Origin of the sequence: Acinetobacter sp. Brlt_5, from assembly GCF_051949055.1 — a bacterium.
Lineage (GTDB): Bacteria > Pseudomonadota > Gammaproteobacteria > Pseudomonadales > Moraxellaceae > Acinetobacter > Acinetobacter indicus.
Genome location: NZ_JAYJLP010000001.1, coordinates 371,740 through 393,831 on the forward strand (window position 1 = coordinate 371,740; position 22,092 = coordinate 393,831).

A 22,092-nucleotide genomic window follows, 5' to 3' on the forward strand; every position below is an offset into this window, starting at 1 on the left:
TTAGCATCCTGTATATTGCGGTGTGCGTTTTTGCATAAAGGCTTGGACGCCTTCTTTATAATCACTTGAACGGCCGGCCAGACGCTGCAGGTCACGTTCCAGAATGAGCTGTTCATCCAGATTATTGTCGGCTGCAGCATGAATGGCTTTTTTAATTAAGGACAGGCCATAGGTCGGCTGTTTGGCTAAATGCTCGGCCATTTTCTCGGCTTCGGCTTTCAGCTGATCATCTTCTACCACCTGCCAAATCATGCCCAGTTGCAGCGCCTGTTCTGCGCTGACTTTATCACCCAGCATGGCCAGCCCCATGGCTTGGGCACGGCCAACCAGACGCGGCAGGAACCAGGTGCCGCCAGAATCCGGAACCAGACCTAAACGGCAGAAAGCCTGAATAAAAGACGCCGATTTTGCCGCCAGTACAATGTCACAGGCCAAAGCAATATTGGCACCAGCACCGGCCGCAACCCCATTGACTGCGCACAGCACCGGTTTGGGCATATCGGTAATTAGCTTGATTAAAGGGTTGTAATATTTTTCAATTGACAGGCCTAAATCTGGTGCATCGGCATTCGGATCGACCACGCGGTCATTCAAATCCTGTCCGGCACAGAAACCACGACCTTCGGCAGAAATGACCACCGCGCGAATCTTGCTGTCTTTGGCCCAGGCCTTCATAACCTTGGACACTTCCTGATGCATGGTTTCATTAAAACTGTTGAGCTGCTTCGGACGGTTAAAGGTCAAATAGCCCACTGCATTTTTTTCTTCGACAATAATTGTTTGGTAATCCATTACACACCTCTAAATTCCGGTTTTCTTTTTTCTAAAAATGCCTGAATGCCTTCCTGACGGTCTTGGGTCGCGGCCAGCCAGACAAAATGTTGACGTTCTAATTTGAGGCCCTGGCTCAAGGTCACTTCATGAATCGACTTTAAGGACTGTTTGATGGCGCGGATGGCCAGTGGCGCCTGCGCTGCAATTTTTGTTGCCAGTTCCAGTGCATATTGCACCGTAAGGCCGCTTGGACAGACCTGACTGCTAATGCCGTGTTGCAAGGCGGTATTGGCGGAGACCATCTCCCCGGTCATGGCCCAGCGCATCGCCAGTTGCTGTCCGACCAGACGCGCCAAACGCTGGGTCCCACCGGCGCCTGGTAACATGCCCAAACCAATTTCAGGGAGTGCAAACTGGGCATTTTCACCGGTGATGATCATGTCGCCATGCAGGGCCAGTTCAAAACCTGCCCCCAGCGCATAACCATTGACCGCCATAATCAGTGGCTTGGAAAATTCATCAATACCTTTCCACAGCAATGGACGCTGATCCTGCTGGATGCTCACCACATCCAGTTGTGCCAGTTCATTTAAATCTGCCCCGGCAGCAAAACACTGCGGATTGCCGGTAATCACCACGGCTTTTACACTGGAATCTGCATCCAGCTGCTGCAGATGACCAGCCAGTTCTTTTAAGGTGGCATTGTTCAAGGCATTACGCTTTTCCGGGCGGTTCAGTTCAATTAACACCACACCCGGCGCAGCCAGACTGCTTTTTAAATAATCCATGGCTTGTGACTCCCTGTCCGCTGCTTATTCGTCAAAACTCAAGCGCACATTGGCACTGGTCGGACGTGCCTGACAGCTCAGCACATAGCCTTTGGCCACTTCATCTTCTTCCAGGCTGTAGTTGATGGCCATTTCGACCTCACCTTCCAGCACCTTGCATTTACAGGTCGCACAGACCCCACCTTTACAGGCATAAGGCAAGTCAGCACCGGCACGTAAGGCGGCATCGAGAATGCTGTCATCCTGTTTGGAAACGTCGACAATCAGCTCACGGCCATCGAGAATAATATTAACCTTCTCTTCGCTACGGCTTTCAATTTGTGCCGCGCTGGCTTTCGGTGCAGTGCCGGTATTAAAACGCTCGGTGTGAATTTTGCTGCGCTCGATGCCCAGTTCTGGTAACACTGTTTCCACTGCATTCATCATCTCTTCCGGGCCACAGGCAAAGCAGTGATCGAACTGGGAATGAATCAGACCGGCCTGAAACAGCTGTTGCAGTTTTTCCGCATCAATCCGGCCATTGAGTAACTGGCTGTCATTCAGTTCACGCGAGAAAACATTGACCAGTTGCAGACGCTCTTTATAACGGTCTTTTAAATCCATGATCTGTTCCGAGAACATGGTCTGTTTCCAGGAACGGTTACCATAAACCAAGGTAAAGTGCGCGCCCGGCTGATGGTTTAGCACCGATTTCACAATCGACAAAATTGGGGTAATGCCGCTACCAGCAGCAAAGCCAAGATAATTCTGGCCGCCAGTTTTGGCTGCTTTTTGAAAAAATACGCCTTGTGGTGGCATCACTTCCAGTACATCACCGGCTTTAAGATGTTCATTGGCCCAGGTCGAAAACTGGCCCTGATCAATTTTCTTGATGGCAATGCTCATGTCTTCAGCACGATCACTGCAAATTGAATAACAACGACGGATTTCACCCTGCTCGGTCAAATGACGGATGGTAAGATGCTGGCCTGGCTGATACTGGAATAAATCAGCCTGTTCAGGTGCCAGATCAAAGGCAATACAGATGGCCTGTTCGGTTTGTGGCTGAATTGATTTAATGGTTAAAGGTATAAATTGGCTCATGTAAAAATCCCTCTTGCATGCCGACGGTGCTTGTCATGCTTATATACATTTGAAATAGTCGAACGGTTCAAGACAGTCCTGACACTTGTATAAGGCTTTGCAGGCTGTGGAACTGAATTCACTTAATAATTTGGTCTGCTGGCTATGACAGTGTGGACAGCGAATGCCATCACTGAGCGCCACATGCGTACCACATTGATGTGACTGGCCTTGTGGCGGTGCAATACCGTACTGCTGCAGCTTCTGCTTGCCGCTTTCGCTCATCCAGTCGGTGGTCCAGGCTTCAGATAAATCCACCACCACCTGAACCGGGGTTAGACCTTTACTTTGAAACGCCGCGGTAATTTCATCTTTAAGCAGATCTGTGGCCGGACAGCCGCTATAGGTCGGGGTCAGTCGCACCACAATTTCATCTTGCGCGTTGAGTTCAACGCCGCGAATCATGCCCAGATCCAGCACCGACAGCACTGGAATTTCCGGATCAGACACCTGCGCCAGCGCATCCCAGCATTCATCTAGACAATGTCGAATTAAATTCATGCGACTCACTCCCTGTGATCAAGCTGAATTACCAGGCCATATTTGGATAGGAACGCTGCATATATTGCAGTTCGGCCAGAATAAAGCCCAGGTGTTCGGTATGCAGGCCCTGTTTGGCACCGCTACGATACGCACCCGTGTCTGGCAGGCTCAGGCCAAAACGTTGCAGTTCGGTCTGTACCTGAGCCGTCCAGGCGGCTTTTAAAGGTGCAAAGTCTGGTAAAATGCCCTGTGCGACCAGCTGCTGCTCGTCCGCGTTCTGTTCAAACAGCTCTGCAGTAAAACGCCATAACTGGTTCAAACCCTGCTGGGTTTTCTCATGCGCTTCGGCGGTGCCCAGACTTAAGCGCTCCATCCAGGTGGTAGAAAAACGCAGATGATATTTGACTTCTTTTAAAGATTTCACCGCAAAAGCAGCGACATCGGCCTGCTGGCTCTGGCTTAAAGCTGTAAACAGTTCTAGGTGATACAGATCCATTAACCATTGGCGTACCATGGTCTGGGCAAAGTCACCATTCGGCTGTTCACATAACAACAGGTTGCGGTATTCACGTTCGGTGCGGAAATAAGCCAGTTTGTCTTCATCACGGCCCAAACCTTCAATCTCACCAGCCAGACTTAAAGCGGTACGTGCCTGACCGAGCAGGTCCAGACCGATATTGGCCAGTGCAATGTCCAGCTCCAGTTCCGGCGCATGGCCACACCACTCGGCCAGACGGTGCGATAAAATCAGCTGGCTGTCGCCCACATGCAGGAGAAATTGTGCTAATACAGTTTGATTCATTGTACTGCTCCTTACATGTGCTCAATGCCATCTGGAATATTGTAAAACGTCGGATGACGATAGACTTTGTCCAGTGAAGGATCAAAAAATTCCGGTTTTTCATCTGGTTGAGATGAAGTAATCAGTTCCGATTTCACCACCCAGATGCTCACCCCTTCATTGCGGCGGGTATAAACGTCACGTGCATTTTGCAGCGCCACTTCATCATCAGATGCACGCAGACTGCCAACATGACGATGGCTTAAACCCTGTTTGCTGCGTACAAACACTTCATATAACGACCAGTGATTTTTATTGTCCATGAGCGTATTCCTTCTTCATTTCCGTATGTGAGCTGCTTAAGCAACTTTCTGTTGTTGTTGCTGGGTCTGTTGTTTCTGGGCATAAACGGCTGCGGTATCACGCACCCATTTGCCGCCTTCCCAGGCTTTACGACGCGCTTCAATGCGTTCGTGGTTACATGCGCCTTTGCCGGCAATCACATCAAAGAATTCGGTCCAGTTAATTTCGCCAAACTCGTAGTGACCAGTGTCTTGATTAAAACGTAAATCCGGATCTGGCACGCTCAGGCCAAGCTGCAACACTTGCGGTACGGTGTTATCGACAAACTTCTGACGCAGTTCATCATTACTGAAACGTTTGATTTTCCAGGCCATGCTTTGCGCGCTGTTCGGCGAGTTGTCATCGCTTGGACCAAACATCATCAGCGCCGGCCACCAGAAACGGTTAACTGCATCTTGCGCCATCTGTTTTTGTTCTGGCGTACCGTTGGCCAGTTGCATCATGGCTTCAAAGCCCTGGCGCTGATGGAAACTTTCTTCTTTACAGATGCGCACCATGGCACGGGCATATGGACCATAAGAGGTGCGGCAAAGCGCGACCTGATTCACAATCGCTGCGCCATCGACCAGCCAGCCAATCGCGGCTACATCGGCCCAGCTCAGGGTTGGATAGTTAAAGATGGATGAATATTTCATGCGACCGGCAATCAGCTTGTCCATCATGTCATCACGGTCGGCGCCCAGAGTTTCTGCCGCGCTGTACAGATACAGCGCATGACCGGCTTCATCCTGCACTTTGGCAAGCAATACGGCCTTACGTTTTAAGCTAGGTGCACGGGTAATCCAGTTGCCTTCTGGCAACATGCCAACCACTTCGGAATGTGCATGCTGACCAATCTGGCGAATCAGGGTTTTACGGTAAGCCTCTGGCATCCAGTTTTTAGGTTCAATTGAAATGTCCTTTTCAATTGCCTGCTCAAAGCTGTGAAGTTGATTTGTCATTTTATCCTCACTTATCCCAAGTGTTCTGGCATTAAAATTAAAACGATACATTTTAAAAATCAATATTAATTTTTAAGTATCAAATAAAATAATTCACAAAATTAAATCAATTTATTGTTTTTTAATATTTTTATTTTTTAAAAAATTTTTTATTGCAAAATTTGAGTAGAAATATGATTGACAAAATCGCGTTAAAATCAGAAATTATAAAACATCAAAACTAAAATATTACTCAAAACGTATCATAAAAGGAGTTATATCATGCTTGAGTTAGACACCCAGACAGCGCAGACGGAATCGCAAGCGACTGATTATTCAAGCGTTCGCCCGGCACTGAAGACCTTAAGCTCACTGGTATGCGGTCAGGAATTTGTTGCGAGTCAGGATTTCCGTCCGGTACAGCATGCCATTACCGGTGAAACCATTTATCAGGTCAGCAGCTTTGGCCTCGATACCCGTGCGGTGGTCGACTATGCCAAACAGCATGGCCCGGCGATTGCCTCCTGGACTTTTCATCAGCGTGCCAATGCACTAAAACAGGTGGCGCAATATCTACTGGAACGTAAAGAAGATTTTTATGAACTGGCCAAAGCCACCGGCTGTACCCGTAAAGATGCCTGGATTGATGTCGAAGGTGGTATTGGTACCCTGTTTGCCTACTCCAGTCTGGTGCGCCGCGAACTGAGCGATGAAACCGCCTGGGTGGAAGACAGCTGGATTCCGCTGTCCAAGCATGGCGCTTTTGGCGCCAAACACCTCTTAAGCCCGAAAGCAGGCGTGGCGGTGCATATTAATGCCTTTAACTTCCCGATCTGGGGCATGCTGGAAAAAATCGCGCCAACCTTATTGGCCGGTGTACCGTGTATTGTTAAACCGGCGACCGAAGGTGCCGAGCTGACCCATGCCGTAGTTAAAGCTATTCATGCCAGCGGGTATTTACCGGAAGGTGCATTACAGCTGATTTGCGGCCAGACTTATGACCTGTTTGAGCAGCTGAATCCACAAGATACCGTGACTTTCACCGGTTCTGCTGCAACCGGCCAGAAATTACGTGCGCATCCGCACCTGAATCAGTACTCGATTCCATTTAGCATGGAAGCCGATTCTGTCAACAGCGCCATTCTGACGGAACAGGCCAGCGATACGGCGATTGACCTGTTTGTGCGTGAAGTCTTCCGTGAAATGACCAGCAAAGCCGGACAGAAATGTACTGCAATTCGTCGCGCTTTTGTGCCACGTGAACTTTTAGCGACCGTGCAGGAACGTTTGATTGCCAAGCTGCAAAAAGTGGTAGTCGGTAATCCGGAGCTGGATCAGGTCACCATAGGTGCACTGGCCAGCCTCAAACAGAAACAGGACGTGGCGGCCAAGGTGGAACAGTTAAGCCAGGAAGCCCAAATTGTCTTTGGTAGCCATTTACGTCAGGACTTTAGTATTCAGGCCGATCAACCCGAACTCGGCGCATTCTATCCGCCAACTGTACTGGTCTGTGAACAGCCTGAACAGGCCAGCAGCCTGCATCAGATTGAAGCCTTTGGTCCGGTGGTAACGCTGATGGCCTATGATAATCTGGCACAACTGGCCGGTCTGGTGGCACGCGGTGAAGGTAGTCTGGTGGCCTCGGTGGTACGTGATTGCGAGCAGAATATTGAACAGCTGATTGCCAAGATTGCCCCGTGGCATGGCCGTGTGCATGTGCTGGATGAGGAAAGCGCCAAAGAAAGTACCGGTCATGGTTCGCCATTGCCGCATCTGGTGCATGGTGGTCCGGGTCGTGCTGGTGGAGGTGAGGAACTGGGCGGCTTGCGCGCGGTAAAACATTATATGCAACGCACCGCAATTCAAGGTTCACCGAATGCCATGACCCAGATTGGGCATAGCTGGACCGCCGGTGCTCAGGTGTTTGAAGATCGGGTTCATCCATTTAAAAAATCGTTTGATGAATTACGTGTTGGTGAACGTCTGCTCACCGCACGCCGTACCGTAACCGAGGCCGATCTGGTGAACTTCGCCTGCTTAAGCGGTGATTATTTCTATGCACATATGGACAAAATTGCCGCGGCAGAATCGCTGTTTGAAGAGCGTGTCGCACACGGCTACTTTGTGGTGTCGGCCGCAGCCGGTCTGTTTGTTGATGCTGCGCCTGGCCCGGTGATTGCCAACTACGGCATGGACAACCTGCGCTTTGTCGAGCCGGTGAAAATTGGTGATACCATTCAGGTCGAGCTGACCTGCAAGCAGAAAACCCCGAAACAGCAACGCGACCCAAGCCAGAAGCCACACGGCGTGGTGGTGTGGGATATTAAAGTGAAAAACCAGCGTAATGAACTGGTCGCCACCTACGATATTCTGACACTGGTAGAACGTGGCGAAGCTTAAGCCGAACTATATTGAACCAAGAAAAGGAATCTTTATGATTCCTTTTTTTTATTTATACTTAAAAATATGTATCTTTTTATTCAGAACAGATTGACCCGCTGTGCAGAAAGGAATAAATTGAAGATAGACGATACAAAACAAAAATAACAAGGTTTAAAACGTATCATATTATCTTATACGTTCAGCACAGGAAGTTGCACAATGAATGATAAAACTCTAGAGATAGATGCGGTTGAAAGGAATATTCAACCCGAAAGCAAACAGTTTGAAGCGGCTCATCCCATTGACCTGCCGGTCACGCCTAGTTCGCAGGACAGCAGCAGTACCTATCAGTGGTATGTGGTGATTATCTGTATGGTGGCCTATATCCTGTCTTTTGTAGACCGCCAGATTCTGTCCTTAATGATTGAGCCAATTAAGGCCGATTTAATGCTCAGTGATACCCAGTTCAGCTTATTGCAAGGCCTGGCCTTCTCGCTGTTCTATGCCTTTATGGGTGTGCCCATTGCCGCACTGGCCGATAAAAAATCACGGATTAAAATTATTTCTATCGGCATTGCCTTCTGGAGTCTGGCCACAGCGGCTTGTGGTTTAAGTAAAAACTTCATCCAGATGTTTTTAGCACGTTTAAGTGTCGGCGCCGGTGAAGCGGCCCTGTCACCTGCCTTCTACTCGATTGTGGCTGACCTGTTCCCGAAAGAAAAACTTGGCCGTGCTTTAGGTGTTTATGCGATTGGTGCCTTTATTGGTTCTGGTCTGGCCTTCCTGATTGGCGGCTACGTGATTGGCTTATTAAAAGAAGTCGATTTTGTGGTATTGCCAATAATTGGTGAATTAAAAACCTGGCAACTGACTTTCTTTATTGTCGGTTTACCGGGTGTATTATTGGCCCTGGTGATGATTCTGACCGTACGTGAACCCAGCCGTAAAGGTGTGAAAGTCGGTCAGGATGGTGAAGTCGTTAAAGCCTCATTTAAAAACTCGGTGGCTTTTATTAAATTGCACAAGAAAACCTTCTTCTGTCATTTTATTGGCTTCTCTTTCTACACCATGATGCTGTATTCGTTATTAGGCTGGGCACCGGCCTATTACATGCGTCATTTTGGTCTCGATGCCAGTCAGACCGGTTATGTCTTGGGCTGTATTATTCTGGTGGCGAATACGGCGGGCGCGCTGTTCTGCGGCTGGCTCATCGACTTTTTCTCCAAACGTGGCTATAGCGATGCGGCTATTCGTGCCGGTGCTTTGGGCTGTGCAGCGCTGATTATTCCAAGTGTGCTGTTTACCCAGGTAGATAATCTGTACTTATCGTTTGCACTGATTTTTGTGGCCATGTTCTTCTCGACCTTCCCGATTCCAGCCTCGGCTGCCGCAACACAAATGCTGACCCCTAACCAGCTCCGTGCTCAGGTTTCTGCCAAATTCCTGCTAATCTCCAACCTGATTGCCCTGGGTGTGGGTACTACGGCTGTGGCTTTAATTACCGATAACTATTTTGAAAACACGCTGATGGTCGGCCACTCGATTTCTATTGTCAATGCAGTAGCCGGTGTGATTGGCGTATTCCTGCTATATAAAGGTTGTCGCTATTATCGTGACAGTATCCAGCATGAAAAATTGAACTAAGTGCTCCATCCCTGATGAAGAATGAGCCGGCCTCATTCTTCATTTATTTCTGGCAGATCATCCATCCTATCTCATCTTCCCTGTTCAAATTGACTTTTCTATCTCCTAATCTGCGCGTTCTCAGCATCTTCAAAATTCATCTGATTTCTGGTGATGATGCTTATACAGTATTACTACCATCTGCAATCTTTTTGCAGCAGCAACTGTGCTACATTCATGTATGTTGATCATCTGATTCCTTATAACGACAAGCTTTGGGAGCGACTCATGGCGAAAATGAAAAAAGCATCGATGCATATTGATATTGGTATTTCTGAAGATAACCGGGCCAAAATTGTCGAAGGGCTTTCCCGACTTCTGGCCGACAGTTATACCCTATATTTAATGACCCATAATTTCCACTGGAACGTGACCGGGCCACAGTTTAACAGCCTGCACACCATGTTTATGACCCAATATACCGAGCAATGGAATGCGCTGGATGTTATTGCCGAGCGGATTCGTGCGCTGGGTTTTCCGGCACCGGGTACCTATAAAGAATTTGTGAAACTGGCATCAATTGAAGAAGTCGAAGGTGTACCAAAAGCCAATGAAATGGTGGAGTTATTGGTTCGTGCCCATGAAACAGTTGCACGGACCGCACGCAGTATTTTTGATGTGGTGGAAGAAGCCAATGACCAGCCAACTGCGGATGTACTAACCCAACGACTGGAAGTACATGAAAAAACTGCCTGGATGTTAAGAAGTCTATTAGAAGAATAAATAGATGATGAATAAAACCGGGGCAATGCTCCGGTTTTATTTTGGGTGTTTTTAAGCTGCCTACATGGCACTGAACCTCCTCTTGATCTGGCAATAAAAAAGCACCCATTTCTAAGCTGCCTACATGGCAGTGAACCTGGTCCTGTCATACTGAAAATTCTGGTGAATTTTCTAAGCTGCCTACATGGCAGTGAACGTGGTGAAGAGGCGCTGATTGCTTTGGCGAATTTTCTAAGCTGCCTGTATGGGGTCGTATCCATACCCGCACGCATGTCCATGGGCTGGGTAGACAACCAGATTTCATCGATACGGATCATTTGATCAAGCCCTGAAGTAAAAGCAGTAATTCAGTTGCAGACTCCACCGGTCATTCGATTTCGATCATCTGATCCCTTACGGAACATTGTTCATCATGTAATGGAATCCTGATATGAGCGGTAGCTTTCCTCTCTGGCACAGGTGGCGAAGGTGCTTCTTGTTTGACTGGCGTCGGGTGAAGAATGACGGGAAGGAAGTCGGTCTGTGGACAAGATGGGGTTGTTAATGATGGAACCATTGATCTGGACTGACGAATCCATTTATGCAACAGATTGGCATTGATCTGATGTTGCATTGTGACCTTAGCCACCGATGTATCTGGCTGCTGGCATTGCTGAATAAGTTGATGTTTAAATTCAGCAGTGAAGGTTCGACGGGGCTTTTTTAGCGTTGGTGTGCTGTCTATAACTATCTTTAAATCCATAAATAGGTGTCCACTTAAAATTTAGTGGACACTATCGCGGTATTAATGAGTTAGAAAAAGTGGGGCTCAGCGGACGCTTACAAATAACGGAAATTAAATTGCAACTCACTTGGAAATCCGAGACATCAATCAAGGCCTCAACTCAAAGCCGAAACCTGTCTCAGCTCTCTATAAAATCCTCTAAATCAGGATACAACCACATTACTCCAGCGCTTAAATGCCCTTCTAAAATTATGAATATCATTAATATTTAAATAGTCGGCGACCTGCTCATCGTTATAGGCAAATAAGGTCTTTAATTGTATAGACGTGAACAAACGGGCCTGATCCAGCATTTGCTGATAACTGGTATTATGTTTATTCAATCTTCGCTTAAAACTCGCAATACTGATTTGAAAATATTCTGCACATTCTTCCAGATTCGGTGCCTGATGAATGTTACGAATCAAAAAATGATGTACCTCTTGCAGAAAGCTCTGCTCCAGACCGGACTGTTGTTGCAGCACTTTCGCCTGATGATAGTAGGCTTGGCGCATCGCACTGGTCTGATAATTCTGTTTTTGTGTGCACTCCTGAATATCAATCTGTATGGCATTCACCAGACTGTTAAATTGAATATTCTCTCCCAGATGTTCCCAGAACTGCTCAATAAATTCTGGCTCTGCACCGACAAAGTGATAGTTCATCTTCAGCTCTTCCTGGGTACTATTGAGCAAAATTGTCCGGACAGCCGTCATGGCACTAATAACCAGAGAGGTGGCATGACGCTCCTGGCTATTTAGCCAGAACAGAATAATTTTATGATCAGAATAGTAAGCCACCGGCGTCAGCCAAGGGCTTAAATATATATGAAACTCGACATAGCGCTGTATCGCTTCTTTAATATTCTGGCTATACGCAATGGCATTTAAGGCCGGATGCGTTAAAGTTTCAATATAACGCTGACCAAATAAAAATTGCACTTCAGGATGCACAATACTCTCATGCAAATTCCTGATCATGTGTATCAGCTGTTCGACACTAACACACTGATTCACCGAGATCAGCCCCTCAATAAACACCGGTGTTCCTTTTAAAATACGGTTAGGATTTACACCGTACATCTCAGCTAAATCAATCAATAATGCAGGTGCCAGATAAGTCGGCAGAATCAACTGATCATTCTGATAGCTCATACCGACATCCTTGTTCTTAACTTGATAATCTGCTGATGTTTCATCTGTTTATATAATTTCTGGATTTCCGTAGCTGGGCTGTCTTGTTGAACTTCACTGATGGTATAGCGGCAGTCGATGTTAAATTTCTGAAAATCCTGATGTGTATAAAAAATTTGTGACTGAATACATTTCTGCAGTTCTCTGGCCATGATCTCAACCTGTGCATCAGCCAGATCCAGCAGCATCAAAATAAATTTGTCACCGGCCAAACGGCAGACCAGATCACACGGTCGGATATTCAGACTGATGGTTTGTGCAATGACCGACAAGACCTGATTGCCCGTATCAAAACCAAACTCTCTATTGATGGCGCTTAAATCTTTAATATTGATCATCATCAGATGGATATTTTTTGCCGAATGATGGCGCTGGTTAATTTCATGCTGTAATTGCTGTTTAAAGTATTGGGCATCTGCCAGCGGTGTAATCGCATCAAATAAACGGTGATCCCGAAATACATGCTCTTTGGTTTGCAATTTTCTGGACAAGACCAGCTGCTCTTTATGCCAGTTCACCATAGCAATGGTCAGCACAATAAAACCGATAGGGGTAGTAAAGGATTCCAGTAAATCATCCCAAACCAATGTTTTGGGGATGGCAATAAATTCATCCAGCACATCCATCCATAAAGCCAGAAAGACAAAGGTCAGTCCCCAATAAAAATATCGGGTCACATAGCCTCTTGGACGGCTTTTCAGAATGAGATAAATCCATAACAAAGTCAGTAAACAGGCCAGCCCCTCCCCAATCACGTCAATCACCTGAATTTCACAGTGTGCTTTAAAATTTCCGGACAGCATAAAAAAAGCCAGACAGGCGATGGCCATGATCATCACCAGTAAAAAGTGCCGTGGATAGTAGAAGAATGGTTTTAGCATAGCCCGAACATAATTATTGTTTTCATAAGCTAAGCAGTATTTTATGACAATTTAATTGCAAGCCGCTTTTGCCCGATTTTCAAATCAGCTCAGGATAAATTTTAAAAAGTCTGTCGCTTCGCTTTTAATGCCACTGCTAACAGGTGCTTATACGCGTTTCTGCTCTTCATGAGCCTCAATATTTCCATCAAATCAGCTCAAACCGGACTGAAACATCGGTGGATATCATTTCAGCTTTTATTATTGTCATCATTTAGTCATTGACCAAATTTAAGGTGCTCAACAAACAGCCATTGCGCTCTTTGGGGATAATATAAATGAGCACTCATTGCAGTAATAAAACAGCAGCATTTACCTTTAAGGTCAGCACTTTAGTGTTATGTATGTTGGCCACTGGCCATAGTCTGGCAGCCGAAACCGCAACCGAATACGTCCGTGTAATTGGACAGGCCGCAAGTATCAATGAAGCATTAAAAGAACAGCGCAAATCCGATTCGATTTCCAGCGTGGTGCATGCCGATGCCATTGCAAAACTACCTGATGATAACGCAGCGGAAGCCTTACAACGGATTCCTGGAGTGTCAACTGAACGTGACCAGGGTGAAGGCCGTTTTGTTACAGTGCGAGGTTTGGGCACCGATCTGAATGCGGTTACGATTAATGGCACGCTGGTTCCTGCACCAGAAGCATCGCGCCGTGGTGTAGCGCTGGATGTCTTACCTGCAGAACTAGTGCAGTCTTTAACCGTGGTTAAAACCTTAACTCCAGATATGGATGCAAACTCACTGGGCGGGACCATTCAGGTTGAAAGTCTGTCGGCGTTTGATCATGACGGCCTGTTTTATACGGCTGCAGTTGAAGGCGGTTATGATGAAAAACGTGAAGAATATAGCCCGAAAGTATCAGGTGCGGTGAGCCAGAAATTCAGTCTCGGTTCCGGCACCGATAATTTTGGTGTCGCTGCAGCCCTGAGCTGGCAAGAGCGTACCTTTGGTTCAGATAACGTTGAAACCGGAGGGAAATGGGAGGATGGCCTGCTCGAAGAAACAGAAATGCGTCAATATGATATTGAACGTGAACGTCTGGGCGCGGGCCTGAATTTCGATTTTCGACCAAATAAGAACAGTGAATACTATTTACGTACCTTATATAGCCGCTTCCAGGACAATGAAACCCGTCAGGCTGCAGGTGTTGAATTTTCCGATCCGCTCGCCATAAATACACCAGGCAGTGCAGAAGTAGTTCGTGAACTGAAAGAACGTGAAGAAACCCAGGAAATTAAATCCTTTGTGCTAGGCGGTAAAAACCGTTTTGATCAGTGGACGCTGGAAGCTCAGCTCGGCTATAGCGAAGCCTCGGAAAAGAATCCGGGCGGTATTGCCGGTGCCGGATTTGTCGGTGAATTTGATGATCTGCAATATTCAAGCACGCGTATTCCTGTCGTGAAAGGCGCGGCCAGCTTCTATGACCCAAGCCAATATGAACTCGATGAAGTAGAATGGGAAAAAAGCACAGCCAAAGATAAAGAGAAAAATGCCAAATTCGATCTGAGCCGCGATTATCTGCTCAACGATTATGCATCTATCTTCAAATTTGGGGCAAAAGTCAGCCAGCGCACCAAAACCAATGATACTGAAATCTGGAAAGTTGAAGATTTAGACACATCCCCTGCCCATTTTGGTTCAAACGGTCATTATGAACTGGCACAGTTCGGCCCGACCTTGTCTAGTGGCCCGATCCATAACCAACTGGCCCAGCTCAACCTGAATGACTGGCGAGATGCTGAAGAATCGGTCATCAACGATTATAAAACTTCGGAAGATATTCATGCCGCTTACGTCATGAATACCATTGATTTTGATCGGTTACGGGTGATTGCGGGTTTACGCTATGAAGATACCGATTTTGAAACACAAGGCTATCGGATTCTGGACGGTGAAAGCAGCTCTGTTTCCACCCAAAATGATTATGATCACTGGTTACCGAGCCTGCATCTTAAATATCAATTAAGTAGTGATGCTATTTTAAGAGCCGCATGGACCAATACTGTGGTACGTCCAAACTTTGAACAATCCCGACCGGGAATTTATATTGATGGTGATGAAGCCGAGTTTGGTAATCCAAATCTTAAAGCGCTGGAAGCCTCCAACTTCGATTTAGGCGTAGAGAAATACTTTGGTGATGCCAGCGTAATTTCCATGAATGCGTTCTATAAAGATATTGATCACTTTATTTATAACGCTAACGTTGCAGGCACTGGGGACTGGACTGATTTTGATGAAGCCATGACTTTCAAAAACGGTTCATCCGCCAAAATTTACGGTGTAGAACTCGGCTATAGCCAAAAATGGCATAACTTCATCTTTGGTCTCAACAGCACCTTCAGTCGTGCCAAAGCCGATATTGATGGTATGGTCGATGGTGAATTAATGACCCGAACCATTAATTTTCCAAGCCAATCTAAAGTGGTCGGTAATGCCATGATCGGCTGGGAAAACGACCGTGTGGGTCTGCGTCTTGCCGCCAACTATAAATCCCGTTATCTGAATGAAATTTCTGGCATTGATGAGCCAGAAAAAGATTTATATACCGATGATCAGGTGTTTGTTGATTTGAGCGGTCATGTGAATTTTAACAAAAATATCCAGCTGTTCTTTAATGCACAAAACCTGACCGATGAAGTGTATTACAACTATAACGGCAATCGTCATTATAACGCGCAATACGAAGAATACGGCCCGAGCTATAAAGTTGGTCTGAAATTCACACATTTCTAAGCCTTTAGCTCACCCAAAGCCACTTTGGCTTTGGGTACTTTTTATTTAGAGAAAAATCATGACAATGCTTTTTAAATTAAGCACCTTCTGTGCAGCGCTTGTGGCTTTATCTGGCTGCACCTCCTCTGCTCATACCCAAAAGAATACCATCAGCAGCCCGCTTCATCTGGAACAGACTCTTTCAGCATTGGATCAGCCTGTGCTGCCGGTGGAGCAAATTTTCAAGTTACCCATCACCGTCGAAGATGCACATTGGATTGAGATTGATGGTTTAAATGCTCAAGTGCTCACCAGCAGCAAAACCCAAGGCCTAAGCCTGTGGAATTCAAATGCCCAACGTGTACAGCATATTCCCGGCTCGTTCAGTAAAATTGACTATCGCAGCATTGGCCAACAGCTGATTATCCAGACCACTGATTTACTTCAGCAGCGACCGGTCATTTTCCGTTTTGATTTAAACACCGGAACCTGGGCAAAGCCTGTCTATCTGGCGGCCCGTAGCTTTAAAACCGAAGATAACTGCCTGTATCTCACGCCTGATCAATCTTTATATAGCTTTCTGGTGGGAGAAGAAGGTATCGGGGAGCAATGGATGATTCAGTCTGGAGGCTCAAACCAGATTAGCCCTCGTTTTATTCGTAACATGAGCCTGCCACCCAACAGTGGTTTTTGTGTGGTAGATGACCATCATGACAAATTGTATATCAATGAAGAAGATGTGGGCATTTGGGCCTATGAGGCAGATCCTGAAGCAGATCTGATCCGCTATCCAGTAGATTTGAATCATCCGCATGGATCAATTCTAGGCAATGTTAGCGGACTAAGCTTGATCGACAATGCACTGGCAGCAATGGATGAATCCAAAGCTATGCTGTACCGCTATCGCATTGAGGGTACTTCATGGCACAAATTACCTCCGCTCTCTCTACAGAATGTAGATGAGCCTGAACGTATCAGCCTGAAAGGTACCCAAGACCAGAAACAGCTGTTACTGGTTGATGATCAGATCAAGCTATTGAACATTAACTGGACCACGCAAGCCCTGCCTCCTAAAAAAGCAGGCTTAGCCATTCCGGCAGATGTCGAAACCGATTTGGTTCCAAGCCGTGGTGATGCGGCTGATGATCCCGCAATCTGGGTCAATCAGGCTAACCCACGTCTGTCACGTGTAGTGGGTACAGATAAACAAGGTGGCCTTGCGGTCTACGACCTGAACGGGAAACAGCTGCAATACTTAAAAGTCGGCCGTCTGAATAATGTTGATATTCGACCGAATTTCAAACTGGGGCAACAGACAGTCGATTTAGCCATCGCCACCAACCGCGATCAGAACAGCCTTCACCTGTTCAGCATCCATCAAAAAACTGGACAGGTCAAAGATTTAGGAGAACTGCCAACAGATCTCAATAACATCTATGGATTCTGTATGTACCAGAACCGGCAAGGTGAAACCTTTGCCATTCCAAACGATAAAAATGGCACTTTTGTGCAATATAAGATTCAAAGCAAGGCAAGCGGCCTGAGCGCAGAGGAAGTCCTTAGGTTTAAAGTGTCTAGCCAGCCTGAAGGCTGTGTGGTGGATGATGAACATGACCGGATCTATGTCGGTGAAGAAGCAAAAGTGGTGTGGACCACCAGGCTGGATGACCCTAAACAGATTCAGCTACAACCGGTGATTACTGTTGGGGAACAGGTCAAGGCAGACATTGAAGGACTGGCCATTTATAAAAGTCAAGTACGTGATTATCTGGTCATTTCCAGCCAGGGAGATGACAGTTATGTTGTGGTCGATGCTGCCGCCCCTTATCAGCTGCGCGGGAAATTTAAAATCTCGGCCAATCTGAATCACGAGATTGATGCGGTCTCTGAAACGGACGGGCTTGAGGTGACCTCAGCCAATCTGGGAGGTATCTGGAAAAAAGGTATGCTGGTGGTTCAGGACGGACGTAAGCGTATGCCAGAAGGCAATCAGAACTACAAATATGTGGCCTGGGAAAAAATTGCACAAGCCTTGGGTCTGGAATAAGCCCTTGCCTCAGGTACAGCCTACGGCGCTGTACCTGTGTTTCATCTAAGAATAATTTTATTGAGGTTTTTATGTCGAATCCATCTGCAGCACAGCTTTCAGTATGGGAATTGATTAGCCATGCCAGTCTGCTGGTTCAAGCAGTAATGCTGATTTTATTACTGGCATCCATTATTAGCTGGTATGTCATTATCAAACAGAGTATTCGTCTGCGTCAGGAAACAGCTGCGAATAAAGTCTTTTTAAGCCAGTTCCGCCAACAGCCTTTTCCGCTTGCCACAACCGAACCATCCGAACCGAAATCAGGGGGGCTTGGGCAGATCTATCAGGCCGGCCTGGATGAATTTCATACACTTCAACATACCAGCACTCGCCTCTCCTCGGCAGCGGTGACCGATCAAGTTGAACGACGTTTGCTCACCAGTGTCAGTGAACAGGAAGAAAAGCTGGAAAAGCACCTGAGTTTTCTGGCGACTGTGGGTTCAGTCAGCCCCTATATCGGTTTGTTTGGCACCGTCTGGGGCATCATGAATTCTTTTATTGGCCTGTCTCAGCTTGAACAAGCCACCCTTTCCGCTGTCGCACCGGGTATTGCGGAAGCATTAATTGCCACCGCCATTGGTTTATTTGCAGCCATTCCTGCGGTGATTGCCTATAACCGCCTGAGTGCCCGTGCAGAAAAAATTTCTAATAGTTATTACAGTTTCGGCAATGAATTACAAACCCGAATGCTGCGTTTTTTACAGGCAGGGAATTAATACCACATGCAGAAACGTCAGAAAAAGCACGCACTCAACGCAGAAATGAACGTTGTTCCCTATATCGACGTGATGCTCGTGCTGCTGGTGATTTTTATGATCACTGCCCCCATGCTCACCCAAGGCATAAAAGTGAACTTGCCGAATTTGGAAGCTGAAACTCTGGTCACCCCCAAGGAACAAAAAGTCATTACTATTTCGATTCAAGAAGATGGCCGCTATTACTGGAATGTGGGAGAAAGTGTCGATACTACACAAGTCACCGATCGGGCAACGAGTCTGACAGAAATGAAAGAAAAATTATCTCCACTGCTACAAATCCATCAGGATATTCAGGTGTTTATTCGTGCGGATCGTAGCGCCAATTATGAGCTTGTTGCACAAACCATTGGATTGCTACAACAAAGTGGCGTTGAGCAATTGGGCCTAGTCACCGAGGAGCAGGATCAGTGAAAAGCATATCACGGATCAATCCAGCCACTGCTGTCGCTTTCTCTGTGACGGCTGTATTGCATGCCACCCTGGTCTACAGCGTGTTAAACCAGAATTTTGACCGTCCCATCCAAGAAGTCACACCCAGGTCAGTACAGGTTAAATTTGTACAGCTTCCAAAAGATGACATATCATCTCAGCTCCGACCTAAACATGCGCCAACTCAAGAACCAGCTCAATCTCAAGTAATGCCCCCAGTCGCTGCACCAGTCCAGTCCGCGCCAACTCAACCCGTTCAGCCGGTTAAAGCGAAGCCAGTTTCAAACCAATCTGCCAAAGCCAGACCAGAGCCAAATCCTCAACCCAAAATCACCAGCTCACAAGCAATGACAGATCATACATCCACCACCATGCAAACTACTGCAGTAGTGACACATGAGGCTCCTCCTGCACCGGCCCAGCCTGCTGCGACCACACAGCCGGCGCCATCTGTCAGCAAACCGATAGTGGCGGAAAATACACAACCTCCGCCTGTATTTGATGAAAAAAACTACAAACCGATTTCAAAAGTGAAACCGGATTACCCTATGCGAGCACTGGAGAATGAATTGGAAGGCAACTGCACGGTCGAATATAGCGTGAATACTCAAGGCCAAGTGGTAAATCCTAAAGCATTAACAGACTGTGATCCGATATTTGTGCGTCCTTCACTCAATGCAGCCCGGCAGTTCAAATACCAGCCACGGATCGTCAATGGTCAGGCTGTTGAAGTTGCTAAAATTAAAAATACCTTTGAATACCGGATTGAATAAAGATGCTTAAATAGGCTCAGTTCTTTGTATGGTCTATCTTTATGAAAACATCTAGGTCACTGAATTATCTGTCATTCATAGGGGCTGATATGAGTAGCTCAAAAATGAAGTCATCTCGATGCGAACAGGAACTCAGGTGGTTGAACTGAAAAATGGCTGACAGCAATATGACACCAATCCTGTTCACCAGAGCAAAACTTTGATAAAGAAGCTTTGCATTATCCCGATCATTGAATTGAGGTCATCTCTTATAGACTAAGATGCAAAATACCTCCTCTATCCCCCAATTCTTATTCAAAAGCCAATCACTTAACACCAAAACATCCAACCAGAATATTTAAAAGAATATATAGCAATATATACAAGATGAACTGGCCAGAAATAGCTAATACACTAACCCTTTCTTATTTCTAATAATAATTACCGTCTATCTCACACTTAAGCGCACGACCTCCTAATTTTTCTATGATTTATTCATCTTTCATTCATATTTCCTATGGATTCAGGATTGCTTTGCAATAAATTAACAAATAATATTTATGATAATTATTATCATTTTCATTAACAAAAATGTCCTACATCGTGCACCCATCCTTCAAGCTATCTTTGCTAAGTCTTACAATTTTAGTGAGTCAACAAAGTTTTGCAGAAGATACGCAGCAGCTCGCCACCATTACCATGACCGCTGAACCCGCTAAGGCAAATCAAAGTTCTGAACATACTCAAAGCTATATGATTCAAAACTCTGCAACAGCCTCCAAGCTCAATATTCCGCTCAAAGAAACGCCACAAACGGTCAACGTGGTCACGCGCCAGCAACTGGATGACTTTAGTCTGAACAATACCCGCGATGTCCTGCGCAACACCCCCGGTATTATGGTGAGCAATCAGGAAACGGAACGAAGCTCTTACCTCTCACGCGGCTTTGAAATTTCCAATGTGCTGGTCGACGGCGTTGGGCTGCCGCTTGAAGGCTATAATTATAATAATGACAATCCGGACAGTTTTTTATTTGACCGGATTGAAGTCGTTAAAGGTGCCAATGCCTTGAATAATGGGATTGGCGATCCGGGCGCAACCATTAACCTGATTCGAAAACGCCCGACTCAGGACTTTCAGGCAGCACTCAATGCCAGTTACGGTTCATGGAATACCCAGCGCTATGAAGCCGATGTATCCTCCGCCCTGACGGAAGATGGCAGAATCCGAGGGCGACTGTTTGGTTATCAGCAGACGGGTGACAGTTATCTGGAGCGTTATAGCCTGGAGAAAAACGGTGTCGGGGCTGTGCTAGAAGCAGATCTGACCGATACCACCCTGTTGACCGCCGGGTATAGCGAAACCCAGCATCAACCGAATAGCGTGAACTGGGGTTCCAATCCGCTCATCAACACCGAAGGCGAACAGCTTCATTATCCACAAAACTATAATTACAGTCCGGACTGGGCCTATTGGGATAGCAATATTAAAAACTATTTTGCCGAGATTGAAAAAAAACTCGGGGGTGACTGGACGGCCAAACTCAGCTATGACAAAAAGCGGACAAAACGGGATGCAAAACTTTTATATCTGTCCGGCCGGCCAGGGGCTGATGGCACATCAGGCGTGTTTCTCTATCCGGGCATGTATCTGGATGACAATAAACAGCAGCAAGCCAGTCTGAGTTTCAGTGGTACTTATCTGCTCTGGGGACAACGTCATGAAGCATCTGTCGGGTATATCTGGGCAGAAAACCAGCTGGATGAACTGGGTTACGGAGGTCGTTTTGCCCAGCCTCTCACCACAGATTTAGCCAGTTTTACCCCGGAAGAACCGAGCTGGGATCTATCGAAAACCAGTGGGGAAATGCATATCCGGCAGAAAAATCAGAGCCTGTATGCCGCCACCCGTCTGCATCTGAATGATGATCTCAAAGTACTGCTTGGTGCCAATTATGTACAAGCCAAAAGTACAGGCAGCAGTTATGGTACCGACACCATTTATGATGAAGATAAAGTCCTCCCCTATGCCGGCCTGACGTATAACTTCAGTCCTGAATATACCGGCTATTTAAGCTATACCTCCATTTTCCGTCCGCAAACCAGCAAAGCGGCAGATGGCAATCTCAATAAACCGATTGAAGGTGAAAGTTACGAAGCCGGCATTAAAAGTTCCTGGTTAGATGACAGACTGACTGCCACCATGGCCATCTTCAGGACAGAACAAAGTAATTATCCGCTACGCGACTCTGATGGCATTCCGACGTTACGCAAAACCCAGGTCAGCGATTTACGTTCTCAAGGGTATGAATTCAGCCTTGCCGGACAGTTAAGCGATCATCTCAATCTCAGTTTTGGTTATACCCAGTTTAGCCTCAAAGATCTGATCAACGGCGGAGATGCCCGTACCTTCAATCCGAACCAGTCTTTTAATCTGTTAACGACCTATCAGG

19 protein-coding genes are annotated in these 22,092 nt (G+C 46.6%); 9 read left to right on the forward strand and 10 right to left on the reverse strand.

The annotated features are described in order from the left end of the window. From paaG to paaA, 7 genes are read right to left on the reverse strand one after another with little or no spacing between them, the layout of a single operon-like run. Positions 1–792: a 2-(1,2-epoxy-1,2-dihydrophenyl)acetyl-CoA isomerase PaaG gene (paaG, locus tag VF685_RS01845; protein ID WP_016658265.1), complete on the reverse strand. Its 792-nt coding sequence runs from the start codon at positions 790–792 to the stop codon at positions 1–3. Then, complete coding sequence (locus tag VF685_RS01850; RefSeq protein ID WP_171431973.1) at positions 792–1,562, reverse strand: enoyl-CoA hydratase-related protein; 771 nt, start codon at positions 1,560–1,562, stop codon at positions 792–794. The genes paaG and VF685_RS01850 overlap by 1 nt, the downstream gene beginning before the upstream one ends. Before the next feature lie 24 nt (positions 1,563–1,586). Then, positions 1,587–2,645, reverse strand: coding sequence for a 1,2-phenylacetyl-CoA epoxidase subunit PaaE (gene paaE, locus VF685_RS01855; RefSeq protein ID WP_005177359.1), 1,059 nt, complete (start codon positions 2,643–2,645; stop codon positions 1,587–1,589). Positions 2,646–2,684: 39 nt separating this feature from the next. Beyond that, on the reverse strand, positions 2,685–3,185 hold the full coding sequence (gene paaD / locus VF685_RS01860) for a 1,2-phenylacetyl-CoA epoxidase subunit PaaD (RefSeq protein ID WP_016658268.1): 501 nt from the start codon (positions 3,183–3,185) through the stop codon (positions 2,685–2,687). Positions 3,186–3,213: 28 nt separating this feature from the next. Then, positions 3,214–3,969, reverse strand: coding sequence for a 1,2-phenylacetyl-CoA epoxidase subunit PaaC (paaC, locus tag VF685_RS01865; protein WP_205779701.1), 756 nt, complete (start codon positions 3,967–3,969; stop codon positions 3,214–3,216). Positions 3,970–3,980: 11 nt separating this feature from the next. Beyond that, positions 3,981–4,271: a 1,2-phenylacetyl-CoA epoxidase subunit PaaB gene (gene paaB, locus VF685_RS01870; RefSeq protein ID WP_005177351.1), complete on the reverse strand. Its 291-nt coding sequence runs from the start codon at positions 4,269–4,271 to the stop codon at positions 3,981–3,983. A 36-nt stretch (positions 4,272–4,307) separates the two neighbouring features. After that, positions 4,308–5,252: a 1,2-phenylacetyl-CoA epoxidase subunit PaaA gene (gene paaA / locus VF685_RS01875; protein ID WP_180181956.1), complete on the reverse strand. Its 945-nt coding sequence runs from the start codon at positions 5,250–5,252 to the stop codon at positions 4,308–4,310. 261 nt (positions 5,253–5,513) lie between these two features. On the opposite strand from paaA, the gene paaZ reads away from it, so the two are divergent. The 3 genes from paaZ to VF685_RS01890 all read left to right on the forward strand — a co-directional run bounded on the left by paaZ (position 5,514) and on the right by VF685_RS01890 (position 10,019). Beyond that, complete coding sequence (gene paaZ / locus VF685_RS01880; RefSeq protein ID WP_286384757.1) at positions 5,514–7,631, forward strand: phenylacetic acid degradation bifunctional protein PaaZ; 2,118 nt, start codon at positions 5,514–5,516, stop codon at positions 7,629–7,631. A gap of 201 nt (positions 7,632–7,832) precedes the next feature. Continuing rightward, a complete protein-coding gene (locus VF685_RS01885; protein WP_253096747.1) occupies positions 7,833–9,257 on the forward strand; it encodes a spinster family MFS transporter in 1,425 nt (474 codons plus the stop codon). Between the two features lie 267 nt (positions 9,258–9,524). After that, entirely contained in the window at positions 9,525–10,019 is a 495-nt protein-coding gene (locus VF685_RS01890; RefSeq protein ID WP_005177343.1) for a Dps family protein, read from the forward strand. A 367-nt stretch (positions 10,020–10,386) separates the two neighbouring features. Here VF685_RS01890 and tnpA read toward each other — a convergent pair whose 3' ends face one another. The 3 genes from tnpA to VF685_RS01905 form a co-directional block, all read right to left on the reverse strand. Beyond that, positions 10,387–10,761, reverse strand: a complete 375-nt coding sequence (gene tnpA / locus VF685_RS01895; RefSeq protein WP_286384755.1) for an IS66-like element accessory protein TnpA — start codon at positions 10,759–10,761, stop codon at positions 10,387–10,389. A gap of 185 nt (positions 10,762–10,946) precedes the next feature. Beyond that, positions 10,947–11,936 carry a helix-turn-helix domain-containing protein gene (locus VF685_RS01900; protein ID WP_104484309.1) on the reverse strand — a complete coding sequence of 330 codons (990 nt, stop codon included), beginning with the start codon at positions 11,934–11,936 and terminating at the stop codon, positions 10,947–10,949. Next, entirely contained in the window at positions 11,933–12,856 is a 924-nt protein-coding gene (locus VF685_RS01905) for a GGDEF domain-containing protein (RefSeq protein WP_286384754.1), read from the reverse strand. Before VF685_RS01905 ends, VF685_RS01900 begins: the two co-directional genes overlap by 4 nt. Before the next feature lie 317 nt (positions 12,857–13,173). Here VF685_RS01905 and VF685_RS01910 point away from each other — a divergent pair, with 317 nt between their 5' ends. The 6 genes from VF685_RS01910 to VF685_RS01935 all read left to right on the forward strand — a co-directional run. Continuing rightward, positions 13,174–15,633 carry a TonB-dependent receptor gene (locus VF685_RS01910; protein ID WP_440203529.1) on the forward strand — a complete coding sequence of 820 codons (2,460 nt, stop codon included), beginning with the start codon at positions 13,174–13,176 and terminating at the stop codon, positions 15,631–15,633. 58 nt (positions 15,634–15,691) lie between these two features. After that, positions 15,692–17,659, forward strand: coding sequence for a phytase (locus VF685_RS01915; protein ID WP_286384752.1), 1,968 nt, complete (start codon positions 15,692–15,694; stop codon positions 17,657–17,659). A gap of 71 nt (positions 17,660–17,730) precedes the next feature. Continuing rightward, entirely contained in the window at positions 17,731–18,417 is a 687-nt protein-coding gene (gene tolQ, locus VF685_RS01920; RefSeq protein ID WP_104472268.1) for a protein TolQ, read from the forward strand. A 6-nt stretch (positions 18,418–18,423) separates the two neighbouring features. Continuing rightward, entirely contained in the window at positions 18,424–18,870 is a 447-nt protein-coding gene (tolR, locus tag VF685_RS01925; RefSeq protein ID WP_286384751.1) for a protein TolR, read from the forward strand. Further along, entirely contained in the window at positions 18,867–19,661 is a 795-nt protein-coding gene (locus VF685_RS01930) for an energy transducer TonB (protein WP_168405985.1), read from the forward strand. The genes tolR and VF685_RS01930 overlap by 4 nt, the downstream gene beginning before the upstream one ends. Positions 19,662–20,231: 570 nt before the next feature. Continuing rightward, a partial coding sequence (locus VF685_RS01935; protein ID WP_440203530.1) for a TonB-dependent siderophore receptor occupies positions 20,232–22,092 on the forward strand: 1,861 nt, incomplete at its 3' end.

Coding starts and splice junctions, on each gene's coding strand:
- paaE (WP_005177359.1), bottom strand. CDS start 2,645: ATGAGCCAATTTATACCTTTAACCATTAAATCAATTCAGCCACAAACC.
- VF685_RS01905 (WP_286384754.1), bottom strand. CDS start 12,856: ATGCTAAAACCATTCTTCTACTATCCACGGCACTTTTTACTGGTGATG.
- VF685_RS01915 (WP_286384752.1), top strand. CDS start 15,692: ATGACAATGCTTTTTAAATTAAGCACCTTCTGTGCAGCGCTTGTGGCT.
- paaZ (WP_286384757.1), top strand. CDS start 5,514: ATGCTTGAGTTAGACACCCAGACAGCGCAGACGGAATCGCAAGCGACT.
- VF685_RS01885 (WP_253096747.1), top strand. CDS start 7,833: ATGAATGATAAAACTCTAGAGATAGATGCGGTTGAAAGGAATATTCAA.
- paaA (WP_180181956.1), bottom strand. CDS start 5,252: ATGACAAATCAACTTCACAGCTTTGAGCAGGCAATTGAAAAGGACATT.
- paaC (WP_205779701.1), bottom strand. CDS start 3,969: ATGAATCAAACTGTATTAGCACAATTTCTCCTGCATGTGGGCGACAGC.
- tolR (WP_286384751.1), top strand. CDS start 18,424: ATGCAGAAACGTCAGAAAAAGCACGCACTCAACGCAGAAATGAACGTT.
- VF685_RS01890 (WP_005177343.1), top strand. CDS start 9,525: ATGGCGAAAATGAAAAAAGCATCGATGCATATTGATATTGGTATTTCT.
- VF685_RS01900 (WP_104484309.1), bottom strand. CDS start 11,936: ATGAGCTATCAGAATGATCAGTTGATTCTGCCGACTTATCTGGCACCT.
- VF685_RS01910 (WP_440203529.1), top strand. CDS start 13,174: ATGAGCACTCATTGCAGTAATAAAACAGCAGCATTTACCTTTAAGGTC.
- paaG (WP_016658265.1), bottom strand. CDS start 792: ATGGATTACCAAACAATTATTGTCGAAGAAAAAAATGCAGTGGGCTAT.
- paaD (WP_016658268.1), bottom strand. CDS start 3,185: ATGAATTTAATTCGACATTGTCTAGATGAATGCTGGGATGCGCTGGCG.
- tolQ (WP_104472268.1), top strand. CDS start 17,731: ATGTCGAATCCATCTGCAGCACAGCTTTCAGTATGGGAATTGATTAGC.
- paaB (WP_005177351.1), bottom strand. CDS start 4,271: ATGGACAATAAAAATCACTGGTCGTTATATGAAGTGTTTGTACGCAGC.
- VF685_RS01850 (WP_171431973.1), bottom strand. CDS start 1,562: ATGGATTATTTAAAAAGCAGTCTGGCTGCGCCGGGTGTGGTGTTAATT.
- tnpA (WP_286384755.1), bottom strand. CDS start 10,761: ATGGATTTAAAGATAGTTATAGACAGCACACCAACGCTAAAAAAGCCC.